The 25,346-nt window shown below is 62.4% G+C and carries 37 protein-coding genes; all 37 read right to left on the minus strand.

Going from position 1 to position 25,346, the window contains the following annotated elements:
* Nucleotides 1-47: 47 nt before the first annotated feature.
* Nucleotides 48-1,028, minus strand: a complete 981-nt coding sequence (locus tag LB533_RS07640) for an RluA family pseudouridine synthase (RefSeq protein ID WP_140638056.1) — start codon at nt 1,026-1,028, stop codon at nt 48-50.
* Nucleotides 1,029-1,088: 60 nt separating this feature from the next.
* Entirely contained in the window at nt 1,089-1,463 is a 375-nt protein-coding gene (gene crcB / locus LB533_RS07645) for a fluoride efflux transporter CrcB (RefSeq protein ID WP_224557234.1), read from the minus strand.
* A gap of 67 nt (nt 1,464-1,530) precedes the next feature.
* Nucleotides 1,531-2,361, minus strand: coding sequence for an aspartyl/asparaginyl beta-hydroxylase domain-containing protein (locus tag LB533_RS07650; protein WP_140638054.1), 831 nt, complete (start codon nt 2,359-2,361; stop codon nt 1,531-1,533).
* 157 nt (nt 2,362-2,518) lie between these two features.
* Complete coding sequence (locus LB533_RS07655; RefSeq protein WP_224557236.1) at nt 2,519-3,121, minus strand: DUF930 domain-containing protein; 603 nt, start codon at nt 3,119-3,121, stop codon at nt 2,519-2,521.
* 80 nt (nt 3,122-3,201) lie between these two features.
* A complete protein-coding gene (locus LB533_RS07660) occupies nt 3,202-4,509 on the minus strand; it encodes a replication-associated recombination protein A (protein ID WP_140638053.1) in 1,308 nt (435 codons plus the stop codon).
* 44 nt (nt 4,510-4,553) lie between these two features.
* Entirely contained in the window at nt 4,554-6,044 is a 1,491-nt protein-coding gene (locus LB533_RS07665) for a DegQ family serine endoprotease (protein ID WP_140638052.1), read from the minus strand.
* Between the two features lie 175 nt (nt 6,045-6,219).
* Entirely contained in the window at nt 6,220-6,651 is a 432-nt protein-coding gene (rplQ, locus tag LB533_RS07670) for a 50S ribosomal protein L17 (protein WP_140548653.1), read from the minus strand.
* Between the two features lie 104 nt (nt 6,652-6,755).
* Nucleotides 6,756-7,766, minus strand: coding sequence for a DNA-directed RNA polymerase subunit alpha (locus tag LB533_RS07675; RefSeq protein ID WP_023682599.1), 1,011 nt, complete (start codon nt 7,764-7,766; stop codon nt 6,756-6,758).
* A gap of 101 nt (nt 7,767-7,867) precedes the next feature.
* A complete protein-coding gene (gene rpsK / locus LB533_RS07680) occupies nt 7,868-8,257 on the minus strand; it encodes a 30S ribosomal protein S11 (protein ID WP_006205444.1) in 390 nt (129 codons plus the stop codon).
* A gap of 139 nt (nt 8,258-8,396) precedes the next feature.
* Nucleotides 8,397-8,765 carry a 30S ribosomal protein S13 gene (gene rpsM, locus LB533_RS07685; RefSeq protein ID WP_006205445.1) on the minus strand — a complete coding sequence of 123 codons (369 nt, stop codon included), beginning with the start codon at nt 8,763-8,765 and terminating at the stop codon, nt 8,397-8,399.
* Nucleotides 8,766-8,956: 191 nt separating this feature from the next.
* Entirely contained in the window at nt 8,957-9,565 is a 609-nt protein-coding gene (locus LB533_RS07690) for an adenylate kinase (protein ID WP_140638051.1), read from the minus strand.
* On the minus strand, nt 9,562-10,902 hold the full coding sequence (secY, locus tag LB533_RS07695) for a preprotein translocase subunit SecY (RefSeq protein ID WP_140501275.1): 1,341 nt from the start codon (nt 10,900-10,902) through the stop codon (nt 9,562-9,564). Before secY ends, LB533_RS07690 begins: the two co-directional genes overlap by 4 nt.
* A 191-nt stretch (nt 10,903-11,093) precedes the next feature.
* Nucleotides 11,094-11,567 (minus strand): 50S ribosomal protein L15, encoded by a 474-nt coding sequence (gene rplO / locus LB533_RS07700; protein WP_140501273.1) that lies wholly within the window; start codon nt 11,565-11,567, stop codon nt 11,094-11,096.
* Nucleotides 11,568-11,589: 22 nt separating this feature from the next.
* On the minus strand, nt 11,590-11,787 hold the full coding sequence (gene rpmD / locus LB533_RS07705; protein WP_006205449.1) for a 50S ribosomal protein L30: 198 nt from the start codon (nt 11,785-11,787) through the stop codon (nt 11,590-11,592).
* A gap of 24 nt (nt 11,788-11,811) precedes the next feature.
* Entirely contained in the window at nt 11,812-12,375 is a 564-nt protein-coding gene (gene rpsE / locus LB533_RS07710) for a 30S ribosomal protein S5 (RefSeq protein ID WP_006333394.1), read from the minus strand.
* 146 nt (nt 12,376-12,521) lie between these two features.
* Nucleotides 12,522-12,881 (minus strand): 50S ribosomal protein L18, encoded by a 360-nt coding sequence (gene rplR / locus LB533_RS07715; protein WP_140638050.1) that lies wholly within the window; start codon nt 12,879-12,881, stop codon nt 12,522-12,524.
* 139 nt (nt 12,882-13,020) lie between these two features.
* The gene (gene rplF, locus LB533_RS07720) at nt 13,021-13,554 is read right to left on the minus strand and encodes a 50S ribosomal protein L6 (protein ID WP_140501269.1); all 534 of its coding nucleotides are present in this window, start codon (nt 13,552-13,554) and stop codon (nt 13,021-13,023) included.
* 92 nt (nt 13,555-13,646) lie between these two features.
* Nucleotides 13,647-14,045, minus strand: coding sequence for a 30S ribosomal protein S8 (gene rpsH / locus LB533_RS07725; RefSeq protein WP_006205453.1), 399 nt, complete (start codon nt 14,043-14,045; stop codon nt 13,647-13,649).
* 12 nt (nt 14,046-14,057) lie between these two features.
* The gene (gene rpsN, locus LB533_RS07730; RefSeq protein WP_013895695.1) at nt 14,058-14,363 is read right to left on the minus strand and encodes a 30S ribosomal protein S14; all 306 of its coding nucleotides are present in this window, start codon (nt 14,361-14,363) and stop codon (nt 14,058-14,060) included.
* Nucleotides 14,364-14,390: 27 nt separating this feature from the next.
* On the minus strand, nt 14,391-14,969 hold the full coding sequence (gene rplE / locus LB533_RS07735; protein ID WP_023717521.1) for a 50S ribosomal protein L5: 579 nt from the start codon (nt 14,967-14,969) through the stop codon (nt 14,391-14,393).
* The gene (rplX, locus tag LB533_RS07740; RefSeq protein ID WP_006205456.1) at nt 14,962-15,276 is read right to left on the minus strand and encodes a 50S ribosomal protein L24; all 315 of its coding nucleotides are present in this window, start codon (nt 15,274-15,276) and stop codon (nt 14,962-14,964) included. The genes rplE and rplX overlap by 8 nt, the downstream gene beginning before the upstream one ends.
* An 11-nt stretch (nt 15,277-15,287) precedes the next feature.
* Nucleotides 15,288-15,656 carry a 50S ribosomal protein L14 gene (gene rplN / locus LB533_RS07745; RefSeq protein ID WP_006205457.1) on the minus strand — a complete coding sequence of 123 codons (369 nt, stop codon included), beginning with the start codon at nt 15,654-15,656 and terminating at the stop codon, nt 15,288-15,290.
* A gap of 72 nt (nt 15,657-15,728) precedes the next feature.
* Complete coding sequence (gene rpsQ, locus LB533_RS07750) at nt 15,729-15,968, minus strand: 30S ribosomal protein S17 (RefSeq protein WP_010909280.1); 240 nt, start codon at nt 15,966-15,968, stop codon at nt 15,729-15,731.
* Nucleotides 15,969-15,979: 11 nt separating this feature from the next.
* A complete protein-coding gene (gene rpmC / locus LB533_RS07755) occupies nt 15,980-16,180 on the minus strand; it encodes a 50S ribosomal protein L29 (RefSeq protein WP_006205459.1) in 201 nt (66 codons plus the stop codon).
* Nucleotides 16,181-16,193: 13 nt separating this feature from the next.
* Nucleotides 16,194-16,607 carry a 50S ribosomal protein L16 gene (gene rplP / locus LB533_RS07760; RefSeq protein WP_027026963.1) on the minus strand — a complete coding sequence of 138 codons (414 nt, stop codon included), beginning with the start codon at nt 16,605-16,607 and terminating at the stop codon, nt 16,194-16,196.
* A 27-nt stretch (nt 16,608-16,634) separates the two neighbouring features.
* Nucleotides 16,635-17,363 (minus strand): 30S ribosomal protein S3, encoded by a 729-nt coding sequence (rpsC, locus tag LB533_RS07765; RefSeq protein ID WP_140501263.1) that lies wholly within the window; start codon nt 17,361-17,363, stop codon nt 16,635-16,637.
* Nucleotides 17,363-17,752 carry a 50S ribosomal protein L22 gene (rplV, locus tag LB533_RS07770; RefSeq protein ID WP_006205462.1) on the minus strand — a complete coding sequence of 130 codons (390 nt, stop codon included), beginning with the start codon at nt 17,750-17,752 and terminating at the stop codon, nt 17,363-17,365. The genes rpsC and rplV overlap by 1 nt, the downstream gene beginning before the upstream one ends.
* A 2-nt stretch (nt 17,753-17,754) precedes the next feature.
* Nucleotides 17,755-18,033, minus strand: coding sequence for a 30S ribosomal protein S19 (gene rpsS / locus LB533_RS07775; RefSeq protein ID WP_006205463.1), 279 nt, complete (start codon nt 18,031-18,033; stop codon nt 17,755-17,757).
* A gap of 16 nt (nt 18,034-18,049) precedes the next feature.
* Entirely contained in the window at nt 18,050-18,883 is an 834-nt protein-coding gene (gene rplB, locus LB533_RS07780) for a 50S ribosomal protein L2 (protein ID WP_140501261.1), read from the minus strand.
* 22 nt (nt 18,884-18,905) lie between these two features.
* Nucleotides 18,906-19,199, minus strand: a complete 294-nt coding sequence (locus tag LB533_RS07785; RefSeq protein WP_006205465.1) for a 50S ribosomal protein L23 — start codon at nt 19,197-19,199, stop codon at nt 18,906-18,908.
* Nucleotides 19,196-19,816: a 50S ribosomal protein L4 gene (rplD, locus tag LB533_RS07790; RefSeq protein WP_140501259.1), complete on the minus strand. Its 621-nt coding sequence runs from the start codon at nt 19,814-19,816 to the stop codon at nt 19,196-19,198. The genes LB533_RS07785 and rplD overlap by 4 nt, the downstream gene beginning before the upstream one ends.
* Complete coding sequence (rplC, locus tag LB533_RS07795) at nt 19,816-20,544, minus strand: 50S ribosomal protein L3 (protein ID WP_140501257.1); 729 nt, start codon at nt 20,542-20,544, stop codon at nt 19,816-19,818. Before rplC ends, rplD begins: the two co-directional genes overlap by 1 nt.
* A gap of 61 nt (nt 20,545-20,605) precedes the next feature.
* A complete protein-coding gene (gene rpsJ, locus LB533_RS07800) occupies nt 20,606-20,914 on the minus strand; it encodes a 30S ribosomal protein S10 (protein ID WP_006205468.1) in 309 nt (102 codons plus the stop codon).
* A 66-nt stretch (nt 20,915-20,980) separates the two neighbouring features.
* Nucleotides 20,981-22,156, minus strand: a complete 1,176-nt coding sequence (gene tuf / locus LB533_RS07805; RefSeq protein WP_140515452.1) for an elongation factor Tu — start codon at nt 22,154-22,156, stop codon at nt 20,981-20,983.
* 65 nt (nt 22,157-22,221) lie between these two features.
* Nucleotides 22,222-24,312: an elongation factor G gene (gene fusA, locus LB533_RS07810; protein ID WP_140501638.1), complete on the minus strand. Its 2,091-nt coding sequence runs from the start codon at nt 24,310-24,312 to the stop codon at nt 22,222-22,224.
* A gap of 29 nt (nt 24,313-24,341) precedes the next feature.
* Nucleotides 24,342-24,812, minus strand: a complete 471-nt coding sequence (rpsG, locus tag LB533_RS07815) for a 30S ribosomal protein S7 (RefSeq protein ID WP_008875664.1) — start codon at nt 24,810-24,812, stop codon at nt 24,342-24,344.
* Between the two features lie 63 nt (nt 24,813-24,875).
* Nucleotides 24,876-25,247: a 30S ribosomal protein S12 gene (gene rpsL / locus LB533_RS07820; RefSeq protein ID WP_006333356.1), complete on the minus strand. Its 372-nt coding sequence runs from the start codon at nt 25,245-25,247 to the stop codon at nt 24,876-24,878.
* Nucleotides 25,248-25,346: the final 99 nt, after the last annotated feature.

Consider the following 25,346-nt stretch of genomic DNA (forward strand, 5'->3'; position numbering starts at 1 on the left):
GTCGACTGCGTCACGGCGATCGAGCGCATCGGCGGCGCCACTCACGGTCAATCCTCCGCGCTGGCGTCGTCGAAGCCGATCAGGTTCCAGCTCTGGCGCATGTGCGGCGGCATCGGCGCGGTGACGTCGATAAAACCCTTATCAGGATGAGGGATGACGATGCGGCGCGCGTGCAGATGCAGGCGGTTCTGCATCCCGCCGGGAAAATCCCAGTTGGTGTCGGCCTCGAAATATTTGGGATCGCCGATGATCGGGCAACCGATATGGGCGGCATGGACGCGCAGCTGGTGGGTTCGGCCGGTGTAGGGCTCCATCTCCAGCCAGGTCAGTGCCTGCGCCGCCTGCTCGACGATGCGGTAGTAGGACACGGCGTGGTCGGCGCCCTTTTCACCGTGCTTGGCGACGCGCACCCGATCACCATCCGGTGTCGCTTCCTTGATCAGCCAGGTCGAGATCTTGTCCTCGCGCTTGGGCGGCACGCCCTTGACCAGCGCCCAGTAAGTCTTCTTGGTTTCGCGTGCGCGGAACGCCTCGGAGAGCTTCATCGCCGCCAGCCTGGTGCGGGCAACGACCAGCACGCCGGACGTGTCGCGATCGAGCCGGTGCACCAGCCGCGGTTTCTCGCCCTTCTGGTTACGCCAGGCTTCCAGCATGTCGTCGACATTGCGGGTGACGCCCGAGCCGCCCTGCACGGCAAGGCCAGCCGGTTTGTTGAAGACGAAGACCTTGGGATCCTCGTGGATCAGCATTTTTGCCAGGACGTCAGCGTCGCCTTGGTTGCGGATCGAATGGCCGGTCAGCGAGCTGTCGCCCTTCTTGTCCACTTCCAGCGGTGGAACGCGTACCATCTGGCCAGGCTCGACGCGGGTGTCGGCCTTGACGCGGCCGCCGTCGACGCGGATCTGGCCGGAGCGCAGCAGCTTCTGCAGGTGACCGAAGCCAAGGCCCGGGAAATGGGTCTTAAACCAGCGGTCGAGCCGCATGCCCGCCTCGCCGGCCTCCACCGTGATCTGTTCAACGCCTGCCATGATTTCTTCGCTTATCCGTTTCCTGACAGGCCCAGGCCTGCTCTCGGCGCGGCAATAGCATTAAGGCAGGCTTCTTGCGAGCCAAAGACCCAAAAACAGGGCAATGATGGCGCCAATCACGCTGGCCAGCGCATATCCAAACGCCGGCAAGATGGCTCCCCGCTCCCACAAGGTCGCGAAATCGAGCGAAAAGGCGGAAAAGGTCGTGAAGCCGCCTAAGATGCCGGTGGCAACAAACAGCCTGACTTCGTTAGACCCGCCGCGGCGCGCCAGGGTGGCGATGAACAGGCCCATCGCGAACGAGCCGACGATGTTGATCGCCATCGTGCCCCAGGGATAATTGGGGCCGACAAGGCGCAGCGCGCCCATATTGGTCAGATGGCGGATGCCAGCGCCAATGCCGCCGCCGGCGGCCACGAGAAGCAGATTGAACATCGCCGTCTGTTGTCCCCGACTGTTCATACCTAGCCGGCGCGCCGGACACGTTTGAAAAACTTTCAGCTCAGGTGGTTTCGGCCTTTTTCGGCTTGGTCGAGCCGATCATCTTCCAGTTCTTGTAGAACATCGAATTGATGCGCTCGACGCTCACCGAGACGATGGCGAGAAGGCCGGCGATAAGCCTGGGGACCGGGGACGGCCTGATAATGTCCATGAATACGCAGTAGCGACGACCGTCATACTCATTGACCGACCGATGCAGCAGCGTGTCGTCGAAAATGAACAGCGGATTGTCGTGCCAGTAGTTCTTGACGTTGCCGCACTCGACGAAGATCTCTGACTTCACCGGAATGAGGTTGTAGAGGATGCGCAGGCTGAGCCGCAGCGGCCCGAAGTGCCAGGAAGTCGATTCGCGCTTGCTGAAAACGGAGACGGCTATGGTCTTGATGTATTTGAAATCCTTGTTGAACTCGGCGACGTTATCTATCCTGTGCTTGCCATACCATTGGTAGACATACATGCCGCGCCGGCCGGCGCCGAAATTGGCGTCGATGTCGGCGATGATTTCGGCCTTGCGCGCCTTGAAGACGTCAAGAACCTCGTTGACCTCGCGCTGATAATCCTGCGGGAACTGCTCCAGCTTCCACACGCCCGGATTTCTGTAGCACAGGAGATCGACCAGCAGGTTGAACGGCGAAAGCAGCCAGGTGAAGATGCCGTTGCCCAGGAAATAGCCGCTGAACAAGGACAGATTCTTGCGATCGTTGCGCAGCACGTCGATCAGGCCACAAACGACGAAAATCGTCGTGAGGATCGGAATGAAATAGAAGCCAAGGGCAAGGAGCGGGATGGCAATGGCGAATTTGCGAAGGGTCTTGCGAAGGGTTTTTGTCATTTTTCCACGCGCCGAGCGCGATCCTGTTGCGAATGAGATGCCCAAATCATGGCAACGGCCACCGCCCGACCGTGCGCCTTGATAAGGTTTTTTGGGTCACCGCACAACGGCCATGGTATCTGGCCGGGCTGGCTGCCTGGTGGAGCCTGCCGCGCTGTCAGTGCACCGCCGGCAAGCCAAGCTCGTCCCATTTCTCCCTGGCCACCGGATCGCCGACCAGGAACTCAAAGCCCATGACGCTTTCGCCGTCTGGTGCGAGCTGGCATTTGAATTTCAAACTGTACCAGTTTTTACGGCTGCGGAAAGCCGCGCCGTCGGCGGTGATCGTCGTGCCGGCGATTTTTTCCGCCGTAGTTGCGTAGGGCACCACCCGCTCCGGCTGGAAATCCGCACGCCATTGGCGGATCTGATCCATGGCCTCCAGATTACACAACTGCACCATGCGCTCGTCGGATGCGAAGGTCTTGAGATCGGCGCGGGCCTGCTTGCTGCGCGGATCGGCGAGCGTCTTGGCCGACAGCATTTGGGTCGGCCGGATCATGGCCGGTGCAGCGTGAGGTCGAGGCTGAACAGCGGCGGGAGCGGCCGGCGGCGATTCAGGCGCTTGCGTGGCCGGCACCTCCGGCTCATGCGGCCGAAGCGGCCTTGTCGAGACCTCGAACTGTCGCGGGGTCAGGATGTCGACCGTTACCTGCTCTTCCTCCGGTCGGGTCGGAAGCTTCGGCATTGGCATCGATAGAATCATGGCCGCGAGCAGCACGTGCAGAAGAACCGATGTGGAAATGCCCCAAGGCGAGGCCTCGTTTCGAACCGCAACCGCCACCGGCCGCCGCAAGCCGGCTATTCCCGCTCTTTGCGCAGCTTTGCCCAGTAGTCGAGCCGCTTCCTGATATCGCGTTCAAAGCCGCGTTCGGGTGGGTCGTAGAAGGTCTGGCGGCCCATCTTCTCCGGAAAATAGTCCTGGCCCGAAAACGCGTCCGGCTCGTCATGGTCGTAGCGATAGCCGGCGCCGTAATCCTCTTCCTTCATCAGCTTGGTCGGCGCGTTGAGGATGTGCTTTGGCGGCAGCAGCGAGCCATGTTCCTTGGCAGCGCGGGTGGCTGCTTTGAAGGCCGTGTAGACGGCGTTGGATTTAGGCGCGGTGGCGAGATAGACGGTCGCCTCGGCAAAGGCGAGTTCGCCCTCCGGCGAGCCCAGATAGTCATAGGCGTCCTTGGCGGCATTGGCGACGACCAATGCCTGTGGATCGGCAAGGCCGATGTCCTCCATCGCCATGCGCACCAGCCGGCGGCCGAGATAGAGCGGATCCTCGCCGGCGTCGAACATGCGCGCGAGATAGTAGAGCGCGGCATCGGGATCCGAGCCGCGCACCGACTTGTGCAGCGCCGAGATCAGATTGTAGTGGCCATCCTGGCCCTTGTCGTAGATCGGCGCGCGGCGCTGGACGATGCGTTGCAGTCCCTCCGGGTCGAACACCTCTCCGGGCTTGGCGGCGCGCCAGACTTCTTCCGCCAGCGTCAGGGATGCACGGCCGTCGCCGTCGCTCATGCGGATGAGCATCGTCCGCGCCTCGTCATCGAGCGGCAGCGCCCGGCCCTCCGTCTCTTCCGCCCGCGTCATCAGCTTGGCGATGCTCTCCTCGCCCAGCGAATGAAAGACCATGACGCGCGCACGCGACAACAAGGCTGCGTTCAGTTCGAAGGACGGGTTCTCGGTCGTGGCGCCGACCAGGACGACCGTGCCGTCCTCCATGACAGGGAGAAAGGAATCCTGCTGGGCGCGATTGAAGCGGTGGATCTCGTCGACGAACAGCAGGGTCTGGCGACCGTTGGCGCGGCGCAGCTTGGCCGCTTCGAACACTTTCTTCAGGTCGGCCACGCCGGAGAACACGGCCGAAATCTGCTCGAAGGCAAGGCTGGTTTCGCCAGCAAGCAGACGCGCCACCGTGGTCTTGCCGGTGCCGGGCGGCCCCCAGAAGATCATCGAGCCGAGCGAACCGGAATTGATCAGCCGGGTCAGTGCGCCATCGGGGCCGGTCAGATGCTCCTGGCCGACGACCTCGCCAAGGTTTTTCGGGCGCAACCTGTCTGCCAGAGGGCGGCCTGGCGGCGTCTTTTCCGGTTCATCGACACTGAACAGATCGGCCATGCACTTCTTTTGGGTTTGGAGCGCGATCTCTTCAGCGATCGAACTCAGTAACGCAACACCTGGCGCAGTATCTGCCCGCCGCGCTCGACGGTAAAGCGCCACCAGCGTGTATCCTGCTGGGAAGCCTGCGCCAGCGTCGCCGCCGAATCGATGGTCGTGCCGTTGACCTCGCGCACGATATCGCCCGGCTGGAAGCCGAAATCGGCGGCCGGCGAATCGCGATTGATGTCGACCACGGTGACGCCCTTGACGTCGGTGCGCAGGCCGAGCTTCTGAGCCAGCCGCGGCGACAATTCCGCGACCTTGGCGCCCGAGAACGGGCTGCGGCCATGCAGCGTCACCTCCGAGGGTTTTGCACCCTCGGGCGCGCGTTCCAGCGCGATGTCCATCGCCGCCTGCTGGCCTTTGGTCAGCACCGCGAAATTGGCCTTGGTGCCGATCGACAGCGTCGCCATACGATAGTCCAGCGCCTCGATGCTCTCGACCGGCTTGCCGTTGATCTGCAGGACCACGTCGCCAGGCTTCAATCCGGCCTTGCCGGCCGGCCCGGCCGCGTCAACGGACGAGACCAGCGCGCCGGCCGGCTTTTCCATGCCAAGCGATTCGGCGATCTGAGGCGTCACCGCTTCGAATTCGGCGCCTATGTAAGGCCGCTCGAAGAAATCGAGACCGGCCTTGGCGGCATCGGCGAAAGCGCGCACCATGTTGGCGGGAATGGCAAAGCCGATGCCGATCGAGCCACCGCTGCGGCTGAAGATGGCAGTGTTGATGCCGACCAGCTGGCCGCCCATGTTGATCAGCGCGCCGCCGGAATTGCCGGGATTGATGGCAGCGTCCGTCTGGATGAAATAACCCGAATCCGAAACGCCTATATGGCTGCGGGCAAGTGCGGAAACGATGCCGCTGGTGGTGGTCTGCCCGACGCCGAAAGGATTGCCGATGGCCAGCACCAGGTCGCCGACTTCGAGCGCATCCGAATCGCCGATGGCGATGACCGGGAATGGCTTGTCGGATTCGATCTTGAGCACGGCAAGATCGAGCGTCTCGTCCTTGAGCATCACCTTGCTGGTGAATTCGCGCCCGTCGGCGGTCGCGACCTTCACCTCGTCGGCATCCTTGATGACGTGGAAATTGGTGACGATGACGCCGCTCGGATCGACAAGCACGCCCGAGCCCAGCGAGGACTGCGCGCGCGGCTGCGCGCGACCGAAGAATTCTTCGAAGAACGGATCGCCTTCGAAAGGCGAAACCACCTTGGCCGTTTGCGAGGCATAGACATTGACCACGGCCGGCGCCGTCTGCTTGACCAATGGCGCGAACGACAACTGTACTTCCTCACGGCCGAACGGCACGCGCTTGTCGGGGCCTGAGGTGGCGTTTTCACCCTCGACGCCGTGCAGCAAGTCGGTCAGTACGTCGGAGAGACCCGGATCGGCCTTGGGGGCATCCTCGGCCAGTGCCTGCCGGACTGTCGACATGGTTGCGAACACCATGAAGGCGCAGAGCAGAACCAGGGACAGTCTTTTAGCGCGCATTGCGAATCCTCCGAGCGAGTTCGGGCGCATTGTCCCGACGAATGTGCAAAATAAAAGGCTAAGCCGCTGAAATCCGAATATTTTCACGCCGGCAGCCCAGTACGAGCGCGCCTGACACACGTAGACAAGCAAAAGGGGCCCGCAGGCCCCTTTAAATCATTTGGAAGACGAAGCCTTACGCGGCCGCGGCTTCCTCGTTGGCGCCCTCGGCTTCGAGGCGAGCGCGGTCGCCGGCGCCCTTGGCGTCCGTGTCGCGGTCGACGAACTCGATGACCGCCATCGCGGCATTGTCGCCGTGGCGGAAGCCTGCCTTCATGATGCGCAGATAGCCGCCATTGCGGGTGGCGTAGCGCGGCGCGATGGTGTCGAACAGGCGCTTGACGACGCCTTCATTGCCGATCTGCGCGATCACCTGGCGGCGGGCGTGCAGGTCGCCGCGCTTGCCGAGCGTCACCAGTTTCTCGACGATTGGACGCAGGTCCTTCGCCTTCGGCAGGGTGGTGACGATCTGCTCGTGCTCGAGCAGCGACACGGCGAGGTTGGCGAACATTGACTTGCGGTGGCTTACGCTGCGGGCGAAGCGACGGCCTTTGAAACCGTGGCGCATGGCTCTTTTCCTTCTTCAGTTGTTCAAGAGGCCACGGCCCCTGATGATTTTCTGCATGACCGTCGGATCGAGCGGCTCACGCCGCCGATCCTTGGAATTCATGCTCAATATTGATCTTCGTAACGCTTGGCGAGGTCTTCGATGTTTTCCGGTGGCCAGTCCGGCACCTCCATACCGAGGTGCAGGCCCATCGCCGCCAGGACTTCCTTGATCTCGTTCAGCGACTTGCGGCCGAAGTTCGGGGTGCGCAGCATCTCGGCTTCGGTCTTCTGGATGAGATCGCCGATGTAGACGATGTTGTCGTTCTTCAGGCAGTTGGCCGAACGCACCGAAAGCTCGAGTTCGTCGACCTTCTTGAGCAGCGCCGGGTTGAAGGCGAGCTCGGTGACGGCTTCGGTGGCGACTTCCTTCTGCGGCTCGTCGAAATTGACGAACAGGCCAAGCTGGTCCTGCAGGATACGGGCGGCGAAAGCCACCGCGTCCTCGCCCGAGATCGAACCGTCGGTCTCAATGGTCATGGTCAGCTTGTCGTAGTCGAGAACCTGGCCCTCGCGGGTGTTCTCGACCTTATAGGAGACCTTCTTGACCGGCGAATAGAGGCTGTCGACCGGGATCAGGCCGATCGGCGCATCCTCGGCGCGGTTGCGGTCGGCCGGCACGTAACCCTTGCCGGTGTCGACGGTGAATTCCATACGGATTTCAGCGCCTTCGTCCAGCGTGCAGATGACGTGGTCGGGATTGAGGATCTCGACGTCGCCCACCGTCTGGATGTCGCCGGCGAGAACCGCACCCGGGCCCTGTTTGCGAACGACCATGCGCTTGGGACCGTCGCCTTCCATGCGGATGGCGATTTCCTTGATGTTGAGGACGATGTCGGTCACGTCCTCGCGCACGCCGGCGATGGACGAGAATTCATGCAGAACGCCGTCGATCTGTACGGCCGTGACTGCCGCCCCGCGCAGCGAAGACAGAAGCACGCGACGCAACGCGTTGCCGAGCGTGAGGCCGAAGCCGCGTTCGAGCGGCTCGGCCACCAGCGTGGTCAGCGTCTTCTTCTTCGACGAGAACTCGATCTTGTTCGGCTTGATCAGTTCCTGCCAATTTTTCTGGATCATGATGCTTTCCTTCCGTTGACCCGCCACCATCCAATCGTGGCGGGCGACCTGGAAAACCGCGGAGGAACGCTTCTGGCGTTCACGCGGCGTTCGGTAATTCCTTAGACGCGGCGCTTCTTGCGCGGGCGGCAGCCATTGTGCGGGATCGGCGTCACATCACGGATCGAGGTGATGGTGAAGCCCGCCGCCTGCAGGGCGCGCAGCGCCGATTCACGGCCGGAGCCAGGTCCGCAGACCTCGACCTCGAGCATGCGCATGCCATGTTCCTGGGCCTTCTTGGCAACATCCTCGGCAGCCATCTGGGCAGCGAAGGGGGTCGACTTGCGCGAACCCTTGAAGCCCTGGGCACCGGCCGACGACCAGGCGATCGAATTGCCCTGCGCGTCGGTGATGGTGATCATGGTGTTGTTGAAGGTCGAATTGACGTGGGCAACGCCCGACGAGATGTTCTTGCGTTCGCGACGGCGAACACGAGCGGCTTCCTTGGCCATGGTATTCCTTTCAGTTGATCTCTACACCGCCGTAATGCCAGCGGCTCCACCTAGGAAAGGCAGTAGGGGAGTAGGGCAGTAAGGGAATAGGGAAAACAATCCCTACTGCCTTACTGCCCTATTCCCTTACTCCCCTAAATTACTTCTTCTTGCCGGCGATCGACTTGGCCGGGCCCTTGCGGGTGCGTGCATTGGTGTGCGTACGCTGGCCGCGAACCGGCAGCGAGCGACGGTGACGCAGGCCGCGGTAGCAGCCGAGGTCCATGAGCCGCTTGATGTTCATCGACACTTCGCGGCGCAGGTCGCCCTCGACCTGGTAGTCGCGGTCGATCGTCTCGCGGATCTGCAGCACTTCCGCGTCGGTCAGCTGGTTGACGCGGCGCTCGGCCGGGATGCCGACCTTGTCGACGATTTCCTGGGCGAACTTCTTGCCGATGCCGTGAATGTACTGAAGCGCGATGACAACGCGCTTGTTGGTCGGAATGTTGACGCCGGCTATACGAGCCATGTTCTTCTCATCTCCATATGGGCCGGACGAACCGGCGCTGTCTGCGTTGCCCCGCGTCCGGTGGAGGCCGGCCCTTGCGGGAGTTTCCTGGTCAAAAACAGCTGCCCTGCCCTTGCGGGCAAGCAAACTCCATGCCTGACAGGAAGACGGGCCGCCATACCCCAGCGGACCGCTTCAGTCAAGCACAATCTCTATTTGGCCGCTGCGGCCTCTTTCACCGTCGCCGCGAGCACGGCTTCGATCTCCGACGTCACGGCATCGATACCAGCCATGCCGTCCACGCTCTTCAGCCGGCGCTTGGCATAATAATAGCCGATCAACGGAGCGGTCTTCTTGTAATATTCCCGCAGGCGCTCCTCGAACACCGCCGGATTGTCGTCCTTGCGCACCGGCTGACCGGCTGCCTTGGCCTCATCGGCGCGCTTGACGATACGGCCGACCAGCGCCTTGTCGTCGACGACAAGCTCTATGACGGTGTCGAGCGCGATGCCACGTTCGTCAAGCATCGATTCAACCGCATCAGCCTGCACCAGCGTACGCGGGTAGCCGTCGAGGATGAAACCATTGGCGCAATCGGGCTGGTCAATGCGCTCGGCCACGATGGCGTTGACGATGGCATCCGAGACCAGCTCGCCGGCATCCATGACCGCCTTGGCGCGCTTGCCGACTTCGGTACCGGCCTGGACTGCGGCGCGCAGCATGTCGCCCGTGGAAAGCTGGGGAATGCCGTGTCTCTCTACCAGTCTTTGTGCTTGTGTCCCCTTGCCCGCTCCTGGCGGCCCAAGCAAAATCAACCTCATCTGGCTTTCTTCCCCCCGCGCAGCTTCGACTTCTTGATCAGGCCTTCATATTGGTGCGCGATCAGGTGGCCCTGAATCTGCGCAACCGTGTCGAGCGTGACACTGACCACGATCAGAAGCGATGTGCCACCAAGGTAGAATGGTACGCCAGTCGCCGAGATCAGGAACTCCGGCAGCAGACAGACCAGCACCAGATAGATGGCACCGACGACAGTGATGCGGGTAAGAACGTAGTCGATATAGTCGGCGGTGCGCTCGCCCGGACGGTAGCCGGGGATGAAGCCGGAGTGCTTCTTGAGCTGGTCGGCGGTGTCCTTCGGGTTGAAGACGATCGCGGTGTAGAAGAAGGCGAAGAACACGATCATCGCCGCGTAGAACAACATGTAGAGCGGCTGGCCATGGCCGAGCGAGGCCAGGATGGTGCTGGCCCAGGCCGGCATGTTCGTGGTCTGCGAGAAGCCGGCGACGGTCGCCGGCAGCAAGAGCAGCGACGAGGCGAAGATCGGCGGGATGACGCCCGACGTGTTGAGCTTGAGCGGCAGGTGCGAGGTGTCGCCTTGGAACATGCGGTTGCCGACCTGACGCTTCGGATACTGAATCAGCAAGCGGCGTTGGGCGCGCTCGAAGAATACGATGAGCGCGATGACGACGATGGCCAGCACGATGATCGCCAGGATCAGGCCGGTCGACAGCGCGCCGGTGCGGCCGAGTTCCAGCGTGCCGGAGATGGCATGCGGCAGGCCGGCGACGATACCGGAGAAGATGATCAGCGAAATGCCGTTGCCGATGCCGCGCGCGGTGATCTGCTCGCCGAGCCACATCAGGAACATGGTGCCGCCGACCAGCGTGACGACGGTCGAGATGCGGAAGAACATGCCGGGATCGCTGACGATGCCGTTGCCGCCTTCAAGCCCGACCGAAATACCATAGGCCTGCACCAGCGCCAGGAGCACCGTGCCGTAGCGCGTGTACTGGTTGATGACCTTGCGGCCCTGCTCGCCTTCCTTCTTCAGCGCTTCCAGCGACGGGATAACCGATGTCATCAGCTGCATGATGATGGAGGCGGAAATGTAAGGCATGATGCCGAGCGCGAAGATCGCCATGCGTTGCACGGCGCCGCCGGCGAACATGTTGAACATGCCGAGCACGCCCTTGCTCTGCGAGGAGAAGGCCTGGGCGAAGGCGTCGGGATTGATGCCGGGAAGCGGGATGTAGGTGCCGAGCCGGTAGACGAGCAGCGCGCCGACGGTGAACCAGATTCGTTTCTTCAGGTCCTCCGCTTTGGCGAAGGCCGAGAAATTCAGATTCGAGGCTAGTTGTTCAGCAGCCGAAGCCATGCCCGATTCTCCGCTTGGTCACGCTTGATGGCCCTAAGGTCAGGCGGCGCGTGTCACCGAAGCTCACGAGATAAGCTCCGGACTGTAAACATGCAAGCGGCCGCGTTGACGCGGCCGCCATATTGAACAGGTCGAAGCGCGATCGAAAGCAAAACCGGATCCGGCCTTGCCGAGCGCGCTTCAAATTGCTGTTACTCGGCGGCCGCCTCTTGCGGCAGCTTGACCGAACCGCCGGCCTTTTCGATCTTCTCGATCGCGGCCTTGGAAGCGCCGGCCACATCAAAGGCGAGCTTCGCCTTGAGATCGCCATCCGACAGCACACGCACGCCGTCCTTCACGCGACGGATGACGCCGGCGGCGACCAGCGCCTCGGCCGTCACGGTCGCCTTCGCATCGAGCTTCTTGGCGTCCACAGCGGCCTGGATACGGGCCAGCGAGACGACAGTGAAGCTCTTGGCGAAGATGTTGTTGAAGCCACGCTTCGGCAGGCGCCGATAGAGCGGCATCTGGCCACCCTCGAAGCCGTTGACGGCAACGCCGGAGCGCGCCTTCTGGCCCTTGACGCCGCGACCGGCGGTCTTGCCGGAACCGGAGCCGATGCCGCGGCCGAGACGCTTCTTCGAATGCGTCGCGCCGTCCTTGTCACGCAGATCGTTGAGTTTCATCTTGCTTCTCCTGCGCCTGTGCTCAGCCCTCGTCCACGACGCGGACGAGATGCTGGACGGCAGCGATCATGCCGCGCACGGAAGGCGTATCTTCCAGCGTGCGCTGCTTGTGCATCTTGTTGAGGCCGAGGCCGACCAGCGTCGCGCGCTGCTCCTTCGGGCGGCGGATCGGCGAACCGATCTGCTCAACGGTGATGGTCTTGGTTGCTTTCTTGGCCATGGTCAAAATCCCTGGTCAGATCGACTATTCTTCAGCCGCAACGGCGGTGCCGCGGCGGGCCTGAAGGGTCGAATACTTGATGCCGCGCGCGGCAGCCACATCCTTGGGATGCATCTGGCTCTTCAGCGCATCGAAAGTGGCGCGAACCATGTTGTAGGGGTTCGACGACCCCATCGACTTGGCGACCACATCATGCATGCCGAGCGTCTCGAAGACGGCGCGCATCGGGCCGCCGGCGATGATGCCGGTACCCTGCTTGGCGGCGCGCAGCAGAACGCGGCCGGCGCCCCAGCGTCCCTCGACGTCGTGGTGCAGCGTGCGGCCCGAGCGCAGCGGCACGAAGATCATGTCGCGCTTGGCCGATTCGGTCGCCTTGCGAATGGCTTCCGGCACTTCGCGCGCCTTGCCGTGACCGAAGCCGACGCGGCCCTTCTGGTCGCCGACGACGACGAGTGCTGCAAAGCCGAAGCGGCGGCCGCCCTTGACGACCTTGGCGACACGGTTGATGTGGACAAGCTTGTCCACCATGCCGTCATCGCGCTCTTCACGATCGCGGCCGCGGCCGCCATCCCTACGTTCCTGTGCCATATCCTGTTCCTTGTTCTTTTCCGGAAGCACGGGTTGCTGAATGCCGACGCCTCATTGCGGGTCGCCGACGGTGAAATCATCATTCCCTTGCATGATCCTTTCCGAAAAGTCTGCAACTTTCTGCCGACCTTCGGTCCGGATCAGGCTTAGAAGCTCAAGCCGCCTTCACGAGCCGCCTCGGCCAGCGCCTTGACGCGGCCGTGATAGATGTACGGGCCGCGGTCGAAGACGACTTCCTTGACGCCTGCCTTGGCAGCGCGCTCGGCGATCAGCTTGCCAATCGCGGCAGCGGCAGCGGTATCGGCGCCGGTCTTGAGCGAACCCTTGAGGTCCTTCTCGAGCGTCGAGGCCGCAACGATGGTGTGGCCCTTGGCGTCGTCGATGACCTGGACGTAGATGTTCTTCGACGTGCGGTGAACCGACAGGCGCGGACGCTCGCCGGCGACCTTCTTGATCTGGCGGCGGACGCGCTGCGCGCGGCGCTGAGTTGCTTCCTTGGTACCCATGATGGTCTTCCTTGCCTTCAGAAAACGGGGGCCGCCCTGTGCGGTAGGCGAAAGCGCCTCCCGCGACCGCTCCCCGCGGCGTTACACTTCCTGGCTTGGCCCCTTCCGAAAAGTCTGCACCTTCCCTGGGCCAAACCCACTACTTCTTCTTGCCTTCCTTGCGGACGATCTTCTCGCCTGCGTAGCGGACGCCCTTGCCCTTGTAGGGCTCGGGACCACGGTATTCGCGGATCTCCGCGGCCACCTGGCCAACCTGCTGCTTGTCGATGCCGGCCACGGTGATTTCGGTCGGCTTCGGGACGGTGATGGTGATGCCTTGCGGCGTCTCGTAGACGACGTCGTGGCTGAAGCCGAGCGCCAGCTGCAGGTTCTTGCCCTGCAAGGCGGCGCGATAGCCGACGCCGGTGATCTCGAGCTTCTTCTCGAAGCCGTCCTTGACGCCCTGCAGGATGTTGACGATCTGCGTGCGCGACATGCCCCACTTGGAGCGGGCGGTCTTGGACTGGTCGCGCGGCTCGACAGCGATCTCGCTGCCTTCCATCTTGACCAGCACTTCGTCGTTGACCACGAACTTCAGCTCGCCCTTGGGGCCCTTCGCCGTCACGGTCTGGCCGTTGACGGTCGCGGTCACGCCCTGCGGCAGCGAAACGGGTTTCTTTCCAATACGAGACATTTTGTTGTCCTCGTCACTTCTCTTGTTTCAGGTCTCTGTCTTCGGAACGATCCGAAGACCGGATTCCATTTTTTCGGGATCACGCTGCCGGATCAGAAGATCTGGCAGAGGATCTCACCACCGACGTTCTGTTCGCGCGCTTCGTGGTCGGCCATCACGCCCTTGGGCGTCGAAAGGATGGCGATACCGAGGCCGTTGGCGACATGCGGGATCGACTTGGCCGAAACGTATACGCGGCGGCCCGGCTTCGAGACGCGGGCGATTTCGCGCACGACCGGCGCTCCGTCGAAATACTTCAGCTCGATCTCGATTTCGGACTTGCCGTTGTCGAAGTCGGTCTGGCTGTAGTCGCGGATATAGCCTTCAGCCTTCAGCACGTCGAGGACGCGGGTGCGCAGACGCGAGGCCGGCGTCGACACGCTCGACTTCTTGCGGCCATAGGCGTTGCGGATGCGGGTCAGCATATCGCCGAGAGGATCGCTCAATGACATGTTATGTCCTCCTTACCAGCTCGACTTGACCAGGCCCGGGATCTGGCCGTTATTGCCGAGATCACGAAGCGCGATGCGCGATACTTTGAGCTTGCGATAGTAGGCACGCGGGCGGCCGGTGACTTCGCAGCGGTTGCGGATGCGGATCTTGGCCGAGTTGCGCGGCATGGCGGCAAGCTTGAGCTGAGCGCGGAAGCGCTCTTCCATCGGCTTGGACTGGTCCATGATTATCGCCTTCAGGGCAGCGCGCTTGGGACCGTACTGGTCGGCAAGCTTGCGGCGCCTGTTGTTCTTCTCGACTGAGCTGGTCTTTGCCATTTCAGATTTTTCCTTTTCTCGCTGCCGTTACTGGCGGAAGGGGAAGTTGAAGGCCTTGAGCAGTGCCCTGGCTTCGTCGTCCGTCTTCGCAGTCGTACAAACGATGACGTCCATGCCCCAGATCTGATCAACCTTGTCGTAGTTGATCTCCGGGAACACGATGTGTTCCTTGATGCCCATGGCGTAGTTGCCACGGCCATCGAAGCTCTTCGGATTCAGTCCACGGAAGTCGCGGACGCGCGGCAGCGCGATGTTCACGAGGCGGTCGAGGAACTCGTACATGCGTTCCTTGCGCAGCGTGACCTTGGCGCCGATCGGCATCTTCTCGCGGACCTTGAAGCCTGCGATCGAATTGCGGGCGCGGGTGACGACGGCCTTCTGGCCGGCGATCATCGCCAGATCCTCGGCCGCAATCGAAGGTTTCTTCGAATCGCCGGTCGCTTCGCCAACGCCCATGTTCAGCACGATCTTGTCGATGCGCGGAACCTGCATCTCGTTGTCGTAGCCGAACTGCTCCTGCAAGGCCTTGCGGATGGTCTCGTTGTAGACCTGCTTGAGGCGCGGCGTGTTCTGGGCAGTCGCCTGCTTGGTTTGAGCCTTAGCCATTGATGACTTCTCCCGAGCGCTTGGCGACGCGCACCTTCTTGCCGTCCTTCTGGAAGATGAAGCCGACACGGGTCGGCTTGCCATCCTTGGGGTCGGCCAGCGCGATGTTCGACAGCTGGATCGGCGCTTCCTTGGTGATGATCCCGCCCTCTTGGGACTGGGACTGCTTCTGGTGACGACGGATCATGTTGACGCCGCGCACCAGCGCGGTGTCGTCCTTCGGCTGCACCGACAGGACTTCGCCCGAACGGCCCTTGTCCTTGCCGGCCAGCACGACGACCTTGTCGCCTTTTCTAATCTTCTGCATTGGTCGGCTCCTTACAGCACTTCAGGCGCGAGCGAGATGATCTTCATGTGGTTCTTGGCGCGGAGTTCGCGCGGAACCGGTCCGAAGATACGCGTGCCGATCGGCTCTTTCTTGTTGTCGACGAGAACGGCCGCGTTCTTGTCGAAACGGATCACGCTGCCGTCCGGGCGGCGGATGTCCTTGGCCGTGCGAACCACGACCGCCTTCATCACATCGCCCTTCTTCACGCGGCCGCGCGGGATGGCTTCCTTGATCGACACCACGATGATGTCGCCTACGGAAGCGTATTTCCGCTTCGAGCCGCCCAGCACCTTGATGCACATGACACGACGGGCGCCGGAATTATCCGCGACGTCGAGGTTTGTTTGCATCTGAATCATGACTGGCCGCCTTCTTCTTTTCTAACGGGACGGGTGCTTCACCCCTCCCCGGTCTGTCCAAAATTCGGTTTCTTACGCCTGGTCCGAAGACACGACGATCCAGCGCTTGTCCTTGGAAATCGGCTTCGATTCCTGGATGAACACCTGATCGCCGACCTTGTGGGCGTTGTTCTCGTCGTGCGCCTTGTACTTCTTGGTCATGCGCACGGTCTTCTTCATCACGGGATGCGTGAAGCGCCGTTCGACCTTGACGACAACCGTCTTCTCGTTCTTGTCGCTGACGACGGTGCCCTGCAGAATGCGCTTTGGCATGGTTTTCGTCCTTAAGCCTTCTTAGCCGCGGACTTTTCCGCAGCGATGGTCTTGATACGCGCAATGTCCTTGCGGACCTGCCTCACGCGCGCGGTCTTTTCGAGCTGGCCGGTCGCCTTCTGGAAGCGCAGGTTGAACTGCTCCTTCTTCAGGCTGGCCAGGTCGTCGGTCAGCTGGTCCTGGGTCTTGGTCCGGATGTCTTCGGCTTTCATGATCAGCCCGTCCTTATTCTGCGATGCGCTGTACGAAGCGCGTCCTGACCGAGAGCTTGGCCGCGCCGAGACGCAGTGCCTCACGGGCGGTTTCTTCATTGACGCCGTCGATCTCGAACATGATCCGGCCCGGCTTGACGCGCGCCGCCCAGTAGTCGACCGCGCCCTTGCCCTTGCCCATGCGGACTTCGGTCGGCTTCGAGGTGACCGGCAGATCCGGGAAAATACGGATCCAGACACGGCCGGCGCGCTTCATCTCGCGGGTGATCGCGCGGCGGGCCGCTTCGATCTCGCGCGCTGTGACGCGGTTCGGCTCAAGCGCCTTCAGCCCGAAACCACCGAAATCCAGGTTGGTGCCGCCCTTGGCGGTACCGTGGATGCGGCCCTTGAACTGCTTGCGGAACTTTGTGCGCTTTGGCTGCAGCATCGTTCTAACTCCAAATTCCTAAATGTCTCAGGCGTTTTCGCGACGACGACCGCGTTCGCGATCACCACCACCACCGCCATGCGCATGATCGCCCTCGGTCGCGCGGCGCTCCGAAGCCATCGGGTCGTGCTCGAGGATCTCGCCCTTGAACACCCACACCTTGACGCCGCAGATGCCGTACGCCGTATTCGCCTCGGCCGTGCCGTAGTCGACATCGGCGCGCAGCGTGTGCAGCGGCACGCGGCCTTCGCGGTACCATTCCATGCGCGCGATTTCGGCGCCGCCGAGACGGCCCGAGCAGTTGATGCGGATGCCTTCGGCACCGAGGCGCATCGCCGACTGCACGGCACGCTTCATGGCGCGGCGGAACGCGATGCGGCGCTCGAGCTGCTGGGCGATCGACTGCGCGACCAGGGTCGCGTCGATCTCCGGCTTGCGCACTTCGACGATGTTCAGGTGCGTCTCGGACTTGGTCATCTCCATCAGCTTCTTGCGAAGCTTCTCGATGTCGGCGCCCTTCTTGCCGATGATCAGGCCCGGGCGCGCGGCATGGATGGTGACGCGGCACTTCTTGTGCGGACGCTCGATCACGACCTTGGAGATGGCAGCCTGCTTGAGCTCCTTCTCGAGGTACTTGCGGATCTTGATGTCCTCATGCAGCAGCTTGCCGTACTCGCCGGTGTTCGCGAACCAGCGCGAATCCCAGGTGCGGTTGATGCCGAGGCGAAGACCGATCGGATTGACTTTCTGGCCCATTATGCGGCCTCCCCTTTTTCTTCGACTTCACGAACGACGATCGTGAGGTGCGAGAACGGCTTCTCGATACGGCTGGCGCGACCACGGCCACGAGCGTGGAACCGCTTCATGACGATCGACTTGCCGACATAGGCTTCCGCCACGATCAGCGCATCGACGTCGAGGTCGTGGTTGTTTTCCGCGTTGGCAATCGCCGATTCCAGCGTCTTCTTGACCGTGCCGGAAATCCGCTTGGCCGAGAATTCGAGGTCGGAAAGCGCTGTCGCGACCTTCTTGCCGCGGATCAGCGCGGCAACCAGGTTCAGCTTCTGCGGGCTGATACGGATCGTGCGCAGAACGGCGCGCGCTTCGTTGTCAGCAAGCCTGCGCGGAGCTTTGGCCTTGCCCATGATTATTTCCTCTTCGCCTTCTTATCCGCGCCGTGACCGTAGTAGGTCCGCGTCGGAGCGAATTCACCGAACTTGTGACCGACCATGTCCTCGTTCACCGAGACGGGAACATGCTTCTGGCCGTTGTAAACACCGAAGGTGAAGCCGACGAACTGCGGCAGGATGGTGGAGCGACGGCTCCACATCTTGATCACCTCATTGCGACCACCTTCACGAACCTTGTCCACCTTCTTGAGAAGGTAGCCGTCGATGAAGGGGCCTTTCCAAATAGAACGAGTCACTTGGCGTTACCTCTTCTTAGCTCTTGCGCTGATGGCGCGAGCGCAGGATGAACTTGTCGGTCGCCTTGTTGGACCGCGTCTTCTTGCCCTTGGTCGGCTTGCCCCACGGCGAGACCGGATGACGGCCACCGGAGGTGCGGCCTTCACCACCGCCATGCGGGTGGTCGACCGGGTTCATGGTCACGCCGCGATTGTGCGGGCGCTTGCCACGCCAAACCGTGCGGCCGGCCTTGCCGTCGTTGATGTTGCCGTGGTCCGGGTTGGACACGGCACCGACGGTGGCCATGCAGGAGCCGTGAACGACACGCTGCTCGCCCGAGTTGAGGCGCAGGATCGCCATGCCCTGGTCGCGGCCGACGAGCTGGGCGTAACCGCCAGCCGAACGGGCGACCTGGGCGCCCTTGCCCGGCTTCAGCTCGATATTGTGGACGATCGTGCCGACCGGCATCGAGGCCAGCGGCATTGCATTGCCCGGCTTCACGTCGACCGCTTCGCCAGCCACGATCTTGTCGCCGGCGGCAAGGCGCTGCGGGGCGATGATGTAGGACAGCTCGCCATCGTCATACTTGATCAGCGCGATGAAGGCGGTGCGGTTCGGATCGTATTCAATGCGCTCGACCGTGCCGACGACGTCGAACTTGCGGCGCTTGAAATCGATGATGCGGTACGAACGCTTGTGACCGCCGCCGATGAAACGGGCAGTGATGCGGCCGTAATTGTTACGGCCTCCCGACTTGGTCAGGCCCTCGGTCAGGCCCTTGACGGGCTTGCCCTTGTAGAGGCCCGAGCGGTCGACGATGACCAGCTGACGGGTGCTCGGCGTTATCGGGTTGAATTTTTTAAGTGCCATTGTCCTGTCCTCGCGGCCTTGCTCAGAGACCCGTCGCGACGTCGATCGACTGGCCATCGGCCAGTGTCACTACCGCCTTCTTGACGTCGCTCTGGCGGCCGATCGTGCCGCGGAAGCGCTTGATCTTGCCCTTGCGGACAAGCGTGTTCACGGCCATCACCTTGACGCCGAACAGCGCTTCGACGGCGGCCTTGATTTCCGGCTTCGACGCCTTCTTGGCGACGTTGAAGACGACCTGGTTCTGCTCGGAAGCCATGGTCGACTTTTCGGTGATCGCCGGGCTGACGATTACGTCGTAGTGACGAAGGTCGGTCATTTAAAGCGCTCCTCGAGAGCCTCGACGGCGGCCTTCGAAAGGACCAGCGTGCCGCGGCGCAGAATGTCGTAGACGTTGATGCCCTGGATGGGCAGCACGTCGATGTTCGGGATGTTGGTCGCGGCCAGTTTGAAGTTCCGGTCGAGCTCGGCGCCACCAATCACCAAGGCGTTCGTCAGGCCCAGCGTCGCGAAATTCGCGATCAGCGCCTTGGTCTTCGCCTCGGTCAGCTTCAGCTCGTCGATGACGATGATCGACGCGCTCTTGGCCTTGGCAGAGAGAGCATGCTTGAGGCCGAGCGCGCGAACCTTCTTCGGCAGCTCATGTTCGTGGCTGCGAACGACTGGCCCGTGAGCCTTGCCGCCGCCGCGGAACTGCGGAGCGCGTGCCGAATGGTGACGGGCGCGGCCCGTACCCTTCTGCTTGTACATCTTGGCGCCGGTGCGCGCGATCTCGGCGCGGCCCTTGGCCTTGTGCGTGCCCTGCTGCTTCTTGGCGAGTTGCCAGCGCACGACGCGCTGCAAAATGTCCTCGCGCGGATCAAGGCCGAAAATCTCCTCGGAGAGTTTCACCTTGCCGGCGTCCTTGCCGCCCAGCGTTGTGATCTTGAGATCCATTATTCCGCTCCCTCTGTGGCCGGAGCCTCATTCTTCGTGCCCATACCGGCAGCAACTGGGCGGATCGCGGCGGGCTTCGGCGCATTGGCCGGAAGCGCCACCTTGGCGGCGTCGCGAACCAGGATCCAGGCACCCTTCGACCCGGGAACCGCGCCGCGGATCAGGATCAGGCCGCGGTCGGCATCGGTCGAGACGATCTCGACGTTCTGCGTGGTGACGCGCGTGTCGCCCATGTGGCCGGCCATCTTCTTGCCCTTGAACACCTTGCCTGGGTCCTGGCGCTGGCCGGTCGAGCCGTGCGTGCGGTGCGAGACCGAGTTACCGTGGGTCGCGCGGCCACCACCCATGTGGTGGCGCTTGATGACGCCCTGGAAACCCTTGCCGATCGTCGTGCCGGTGACGTCGACCTTCTGGCCGGCGACGAAATGCTCGACGGTAATCTCGGCGCCGACATCGATCATGTTGTCGGCGGAGACGCGGAACTCGGCAAGCTTGGCCTTCGGCTCGACGGAAGCGGTCGCGAAATGGCCGCGCATCGCCTTCGACGTGTTCTTCACCTTGGCAAGGCCAACGCCGAGCTGAACGGCGGTGTAGCCATTCTTCTCCTGCGTGCGCTGCGCCACGACCTGGCAGTTCTCCATCTGGAGAACGGTGACGGGAACATGTTCCCCGGCATCGTTGTAGATGCGGGTCATTCCCACCTTCTTTGCAATCACACCTGAACGCATCGGTTCAATTCCTTTAGAGTTCCGGGCCAGGGGCACCGCCCCTTACCGCGCTCTCATTCCCTTAGAGCTTGATCTCGACGTCGACACCGGCGGCCAGATCGAGCTTCATCAAAGCATCGACGGTCTGCGGGGTCGGATCAACGATATCGAGCAGACGCTTGTGCGTGCGCATCTCGAACTGCTCGCGGCTCTTCTTGTCGACGTGAGGCGACCGGTTGACCGTGAACTTTTCGATCCGCGTCGGCAGCGGAATGGGGCCGCGGACGTTGGCACCGGTGCGCTTGGCCGTCGACACGATTTCGCGCGTCGAGGCGTCGAGCACCCGGTGATCAAACGCCTTCAGGCGGATGCGGATATTCTGTCCGTTCATGCGTCACTTCCTTGTTCTGGCGCGGCGCGGGCACCCGCGCCCGCGACAGATCGGTTTAAGTCCAAATTACTCTTTGATGGTGACGACGATGCCGGCACCGACGGTGCGGCCGCCTTCACGGATGGCGAAGCGCAGCTTCTCTTCCATGGCGATCGGCACGATCAGCTCGACGTCGACCGTGATGTTGTCGCCAGGCATCACCATCTCGGTGCCGGCCGGCAGCGACACGATGCCGGTCACGTCGGTGGTGCGGAAGTAGAACTGCGGACGGTAGTTGGTGAAGAACGGCGTGTGACGGCCACCCTCGTCCTTGGTCAGGATGTAGGCCTCGGCCACGAACTTCTTGTGCGGCTTCACCGAACCGGGCTTGGCCAGAACCTGGCCGCGCTCGACACCTTCACGGTCGACGCCGCGCAGCAGCGCGCCGATATTGTCGCCGGCCTGGCCCTGGTCGAGCAGCTTGCGGAACATCTCGACGCCCGTGCAGGTCGTCTTGGTGGTCGGACGGATGCCGATGATCTCCAGCTCCTCGCCGACCTTGACCACGCCGCGCTCGACGCGACCGGTCACGACCGTGCCGCGGCCCGAGATCGAGAACACGTCCTCGATCGGCATCAGGAACGGCTTGTCGAGCGGACGGACAGGCGTCGGGATGTAGGCGTCGACCTGAGCCATCAGCTCGCGGATCGCGTCCTCGCCGATCTTCTTGTCCGAATCTTCCAAAGCCGCCAGCGCCGAACCCTTGACGATCGGAATGTCGTCGCCGGGGAACTCGTTCTTGGTCAGCAATTCGCGAACCTCGAGCTCGACCAGCTCAAGCAGCTCGGCGTCGTCGACCTGGTCGACCTTGTTCAAGAACACCACGATCGACGGCACGCCGACCTGGCGGGCCAAAAGGATGTGCTCGCGGGTCTGTGGCATCGGGCCGTCGGCGGCCGACACAACCAGGATCGCGCCGTCCATCTGCGCGGCGCCGGTGATCATGTTCTTCACATAGTCGGCGTGGCCGGGGCAGTCGACATGGGCGTAGTGACGGTTCTCCGTCTCGTACTCAACGTGAGCCGTCGAAATGGTGATGCCGCGCGCCTTCTCTTCCGGCGCCGCGTCAATCTGGTCATAGCGCTTGTATTCGCCAAAATACTTGGTGATCGCTGCCGTCAACGACGTCTTGCCATGATCAACGTGGCCAATCGTGCCGATGTTCACATGCGGCTTGGTGCGCTCGAATTTACCTTTTGCCATGTGATGTCTCCATTCCTGCTCGCCCGTACGGGCTCTTAATTAAGTTGCCGCAGCACCCTGCCGGGTTACGCGTATTTCTTCTGGACTTCCTGGGCGACCGCGGTCGGGACCGGCTCGTAATGGTCGAACTGCATCGTGTATGCCGCACGGCCCTGGCTCATCGAGCGCAGGTTGTCGACGTACTTGAACATGTTGGCGAGCGGCACCATCGCGTTGATGACGACTGCCACGCCGCGGGCTTCCTGGCCCTGGATCTGGCCACGACGGCCGTTGAGGTCGCCGATGACACCGCCGACATAATCTTCCGGCGTCACGACCTCGACCTTCATGATCGGCTCGAGCAGTTGCACGCCGAGCTTCGGCGAAGCTTCCATAAAGCAAGCGCGGGAAGCGATTTCGAATGCGAGCACCGAAGAGTCGACGTCGTGGAAAGCGCCGTCGATCAAGGTTGCCTTGACGCCGATCATCGGGAAGCCGGCAAACGGGCCGGAACCCATCTTGCTCAGCAGGCCCTTTTCGACACCCGGGATGTATTCCTTCGGCACAGCGCCGCCGACGATCTTGGATTCGAACACGAAATCCTCGCCATCGGGGTTCGGCTCGAACACGATCTTCACGCGAGCGAACTGCCCGGTACCACCGGTCTGCTTCTTGTGCGTGTAGTCCTGCTCGTGCCTGCGGGTGATCGTCTCGCGATAAGCCACCTGCGGCGCACCGACATTGGCCTCGACCTTGAACTCGCGGCGCATGCGGTCGACGATGATGTCGAGGTGCAGCTCGCCCATGCCGGAAATGATGGTCTGGCCGCTTTCCTCGTCGGTCTTGACGCGGAAGGACGGATCCTCGGCAGCCAGGCGATGCAGCGCCAGGCCCATCTTTTCCTGGTCGTTCTTGGTCTTCGGCTCGATGGCGATCTGGATAACCGGATCGGGGAATTCCATACGCTCCAGGATGACCGGATGCAGCGGATCGCATAGCGTATCGCCGGTGGTCGTGTCCTTGAGACCTGCGAGAGCGACAATGTCGCCGGCATAGGCCTCTTCAACGTCGGCACGGGAATTCGCATGCATCTGCAGCATGCGGCCGATGCGCTCTTTCTTGCCCTTCACGGTGTTGTCGACCGAGATACCCTTGGTGAGCTTGCCCGAATAGATGCGGGCAAAGGTCAGCGAACCGACGAACGGGTCGTTCATGATCTTGAACGCCAGCATCGACAGCGGCTCGTTGTCATCGGCGTGACGCTCGATCTCGGCGTCGGTCTTGGCATCGACACCCTTGATCGCGGGCACATCGGCCGGCGACGGCAGGTATTCAACGACGGCGTCGAGAAGAGGCTGCACGCCCTTGTTCTTGAATGCCGAGCCGCAGAACATCGGGAAGAACTTGACCGCGATGGTGCCCTTGCGGATCAGCGCGCGGATCTCGTCATTCGACGGCATCTTGCCTTCGAGGTAGTTTTCAAGAGCCGTCTCGTCCATCTCGACGGCGGCCTCGATCATCTTCTCGCGATATTCCTCGGCGCGGGCCTTCAGGTCGGCCGGGATCTCGACGACATCCCAGGCAGCGCCCAGTGTCTCGTCGCGCCAGACCAGCGCGTTCATCTCAACCAGGTCGACGACGCCCTTGAATTCGGTCTCGGCGCCGATCGGCAGCTGCATGACGACAGCCTGCGCACCAAGGCGCGAGCCGATCATCTCAACCGAGCGGTAGAAGTCGGCGCCGGTCTTGTCCATCTTGTTGCAGAAGATCATGCGCGGCACGCGGTACTTGTCGGCCTGGCGCCAGACGGTTTCCGTCTGCGGCTCCACACCGGCATTGGCGTCGAGCAGCGCGATGGCGCCGTCAAGCACGCGCAGCGAACGCTCGACCTCGATGGTGAAGTCGACGTGTCCGGGCGTGTCGATGATGTTGAAGCGGTGCATCTTGCCGTCACGACCCTTCCAGAAGGTCGTGGTCGCGGCCGACGTGATCGTGATGCCGCGCTCCTGCTCCTGCTCCATCCAGTCCATGGTCGCGGCGCCGTCGTGCACTTCGCCGATCTTGTGCGACTTGCCCGTGTAATAGAGGACGCGCTCGGTGGTCGTCGTCTTGCCGGCGTCGATATGCGCCATGATACCGAAATTGCGGTAGTCTTCGATTTTATATTCGCGGGCCATCGTAACTGCCTCTCAGTCTCGTTCGCGCTTTACCAGCGGTAGTGCGCGAAGGCGCGGTTGGCTTCAGCCATCTTGTGGGTGTCTTCACGCTTCTTCACGGCGGTGCCGCGGTTGTTGGCCGCGTCCATCAGCTCGCCGGAAAGGCGGTCGACCATGGTGGTCTCATTGCGGTTGCGGGCCGCGGCGATCAGCCAGCGGATGGCCAGCGCCTGACGGCGCTCGGGGCGCACGTCGACCGGAACCTGGTAGGTGGCGCCGCCGACGCGACGCGAACGCACTTCCACATGCGGCGCGACATTGTCGAGCGCCTGATGGAAGACAGTGACCGGCTCCTGCTTGGTCTTCGACTGAACCTGGTCGAGCGCGCCGTAGACGATGGTCTCGGCAACCGACTTCTTGCCGTCATACATGACGGCGTTCATGAACTTGGTGACGATCAGATCGCCGAACTTGGGGTCCGGATTGATCTCACGCTTTTCTGCACTGTGACGACGGGACATGGCTTTTGTCTCTCAATCTCTCATAGCCCGGCGCAGTCAAAAAAGCGCCGAAGCCGGAAAACCTTACTTCGGACGCTTGGCACCGTATTTCGAACGGCGCTGTTTGCGGTTCTTCACACCCTGCGTGTCGAGCACGCCGCGGATGATGTGGTAACGGACACCCGGAAGGTCCTTGACGCGGCCGCCGCGGATCATGACCACGGAGTGCTCCTGAAGGTTGTGACCTTCGCCGGGGATGTAACCGATCACCTCGAAACCATTGGTCAGGCGGATCTTGGCCACCTTGCGCAGCGCCGAGTTCGGCTTCTTCGGCGTCGTTGTGTAGACGCGCGTGCAGACGCCCCGCTTCTGCGGGTTCTGCTGCATGGCCGGGACCTTGTTGCGCTTCACCGGCGCAATGCGCGGCTTGCGGATCAGCTGGTTGACGGTAGGCATTAAACCCTCTTGTCTCTCAATTCCGTGTCTCGTGCCGGTCAAGGCTCGCTCAAAGCGTCATTTCCATACGCAAATTCGGGCCACAAACCGCGCCTTGCG

This window comes from Mesorhizobium sp. BR1-1-13 (assembly GCF_020165515.1).
Lineage (GTDB): Bacteria > Pseudomonadota > Alphaproteobacteria > Rhizobiales > Rhizobiaceae > Mesorhizobium.

What these genes read in the sequence shown, in the direction of transcription:
- LB533_RS07640 (WP_140638056.1), bottom strand. Translation starts at nt 1,028, where the DNA reads ATGGCAGGCGTTGAACAGATCACGGTGGAGGCCGGCGAGGCGGGCATG.
- crcB (WP_224557234.1), bottom strand. Translation starts at nt 1,463, where the DNA reads ATGTTCAATCTGCTTCTCGTGGCCGCCGGCGGCGGCATTGGCGCTGGC.
- LB533_RS07650 (WP_140638054.1), bottom strand. Translation starts at nt 2,361, where the DNA reads ATGACAAAAACCCTTCGCAAGACCCTTCGCAAATTCGCCATTGCCATC.
- LB533_RS07660 (WP_140638053.1), bottom strand. Translation starts at nt 4,509, where the DNA reads ATGGCCGATCTGTTCAGTGTCGATGAACCGGAAAAGACGCCGCCAGGC.
- LB533_RS07665 (WP_140638052.1), bottom strand. Translation starts at nt 6,044, where the DNA reads ATGCGCGCTAAAAGACTGTCCCTGGTTCTGCTCTGCGCCTTCATGGTG.
- rplQ (WP_140548653.1), bottom strand. Translation starts at nt 6,651, where the DNA reads ATGCGCCACGGTTTCAAAGGCCGTCGCTTCGCCCGCAGCGTAAGCCAC.
- LB533_RS07675 (WP_023682599.1), bottom strand. Translation starts at nt 7,766, where the DNA reads ATGATCCAGAAAAATTGGCAGGAACTGATCAAGCCGAACAAGATCGAG.
- rpsK (WP_006205444.1), bottom strand. Translation starts at nt 8,257, where the DNA reads ATGGCCAAGGAAGCCGCTCGTGTTCGCCGTCGCGAACGCAAGAACATC.
- rpsM (WP_006205445.1), bottom strand. Translation starts at nt 8,765, where the DNA reads ATGGCTCGTATAGCCGGCGTCAACATTCCGACCAACAAGCGCGTTGTC.
- LB533_RS07690 (WP_140638051.1), bottom strand. Translation starts at nt 9,565, where the DNA reads ATGAGGTTGATTTTGCTTGGGCCGCCAGGAGCGGGCAAGGGGACACAA.
- secY (WP_140501275.1), bottom strand. Translation starts at nt 10,902, where the DNA reads ATGGCTTCGGCTGCTGAACAACTAGCCTCGAATCTGAATTTCTCGGCC.
- rplO (WP_140501273.1), bottom strand. Translation starts at nt 11,567, where the DNA reads ATGAAACTCAACGATCTGCGTGACAAGGACGGCGCGACGCATTCGAAG.
- rpmD (WP_006205449.1), bottom strand. Translation starts at nt 11,787, where the DNA reads ATGGCCAAGAAAGCAACCAAGACCATCACCGTTGAGCAGATCGGTTCG.
- rpsE (WP_006333394.1), bottom strand. Translation starts at nt 12,375, where the DNA reads ATGGCACAGGAACGTAGGGATGGCGGCCGCGGCCGCGATCGTGAAGAG.
- rplR (WP_140638050.1), bottom strand. Translation starts at nt 12,881, where the DNA reads ATGGGTACCAAGGAAGCAACTCAGCGCCGCGCGCAGCGCGTCCGCCGC.
- rplF (WP_140501269.1), bottom strand. Translation starts at nt 13,554, where the DNA reads ATGTCTCGTATTGGAAAGAAACCCGTTTCGCTGCCGCAGGGCGTGACC.
- rpsH (WP_006205453.1), bottom strand. Translation starts at nt 14,045, where the DNA reads ATGTCATTGAGCGATCCTCTCGGCGATATGCTGACCCGCATCCGCAAC.
- rpsN (WP_013895695.1), bottom strand. Translation starts at nt 14,363, where the DNA reads ATGGCAAAGACCAGCTCAGTCGAGAAGAACAACAGGCGCCGCAAGCTT.
- rplE (WP_023717521.1), bottom strand. Translation starts at nt 14,969, where the DNA reads ATGGCTAAGGCTCAAACCAAGCAGGCGACTGCCCAGAACACGCCGCGC.
- rplX (WP_006205456.1), bottom strand. Translation starts at nt 15,276, where the DNA reads ATGCAGAAGATTAGAAAAGGCGACAAGGTCGTCGTGCTGGCCGGCAAG.
- rplN (WP_006205457.1), bottom strand. Translation starts at nt 15,656, where the DNA reads ATGATTCAGATGCAAACAAACCTCGACGTCGCGGATAATTCCGGCGCC.
- rpsQ (WP_010909280.1), bottom strand. Translation starts at nt 15,968, where the DNA reads ATGCCAAAGCGCATTCTGCAGGGCACCGTCGTCAGCGACAAGAACGAG.
- rpmC (WP_006205459.1), bottom strand. Translation starts at nt 16,180, where the DNA reads ATGAAAGCCGAAGACATCCGGACCAAGACCCAGGACCAGCTGACCGAC.
- rplP (WP_027026963.1), bottom strand. Translation starts at nt 16,607, where the DNA reads ATGCTGCAGCCAAAGCGCACAAAGTTCCGCAAGCAGTTCAAGGGCCGC.
- rpsC (WP_140501263.1), bottom strand. Translation starts at nt 17,363, where the DNA reads ATGGGCCAGAAAGTCAATCCGATCGGTCTTCGCCTCGGCATCAACCGC.
- rplV (WP_006205462.1), bottom strand. Translation starts at nt 17,752, where the DNA reads ATGGGCAAGGCCAAAGCTCCGCGCAGGCTTGCTGACAACGAAGCGCGC.
- rplB (WP_140501261.1), bottom strand. Translation starts at nt 18,883, where the DNA reads ATGGCACTTAAAAAATTCAACCCGATAACGCCGAGCACCCGTCAGCTG.
- LB533_RS07785 (WP_006205465.1), bottom strand. Translation starts at nt 19,199, where the DNA reads ATGACCGACCTTCGTCACTACGACGTAATCGTCAGCCCGGCGATCACC.
- rplD (WP_140501259.1), bottom strand. Translation starts at nt 19,816, where the DNA reads ATGGATCTCAAGATCACAACGCTGGGCGGCAAGGACGCCGGCAAGGTG.
- rplC (WP_140501257.1), bottom strand. Translation starts at nt 20,544, where the DNA reads ATGCGTTCAGGTGTGATTGCAAAGAAGGTGGGAATGACCCGCATCTAC.
- rpsJ (WP_006205468.1), bottom strand. Translation starts at nt 20,914, where the DNA reads ATGAACGGACAGAATATCCGCATCCGCCTGAAGGCGTTTGATCACCGG.
- tuf (WP_140515452.1), bottom strand. Translation starts at nt 22,156, where the DNA reads ATGGCAAAAGGTAAATTCGAGCGCACCAAGCCGCATGTGAACATCGGC.
- fusA (WP_140501638.1), bottom strand. Translation starts at nt 24,312, where the DNA reads ATGGCCCGCGAATATAAAATCGAAGACTACCGCAATTTCGGTATCATG.
- rpsG (WP_008875664.1), bottom strand. Translation starts at nt 24,812, where the DNA reads ATGTCCCGTCGTCACAGTGCAGAAAAGCGTGAGATCAATCCGGACCCC.
- rpsL (WP_006333356.1), bottom strand. Translation starts at nt 25,247, where the DNA reads ATGCCTACCGTCAACCAGCTGATCCGCAAGCCGCGCATTGCGCCGGTG.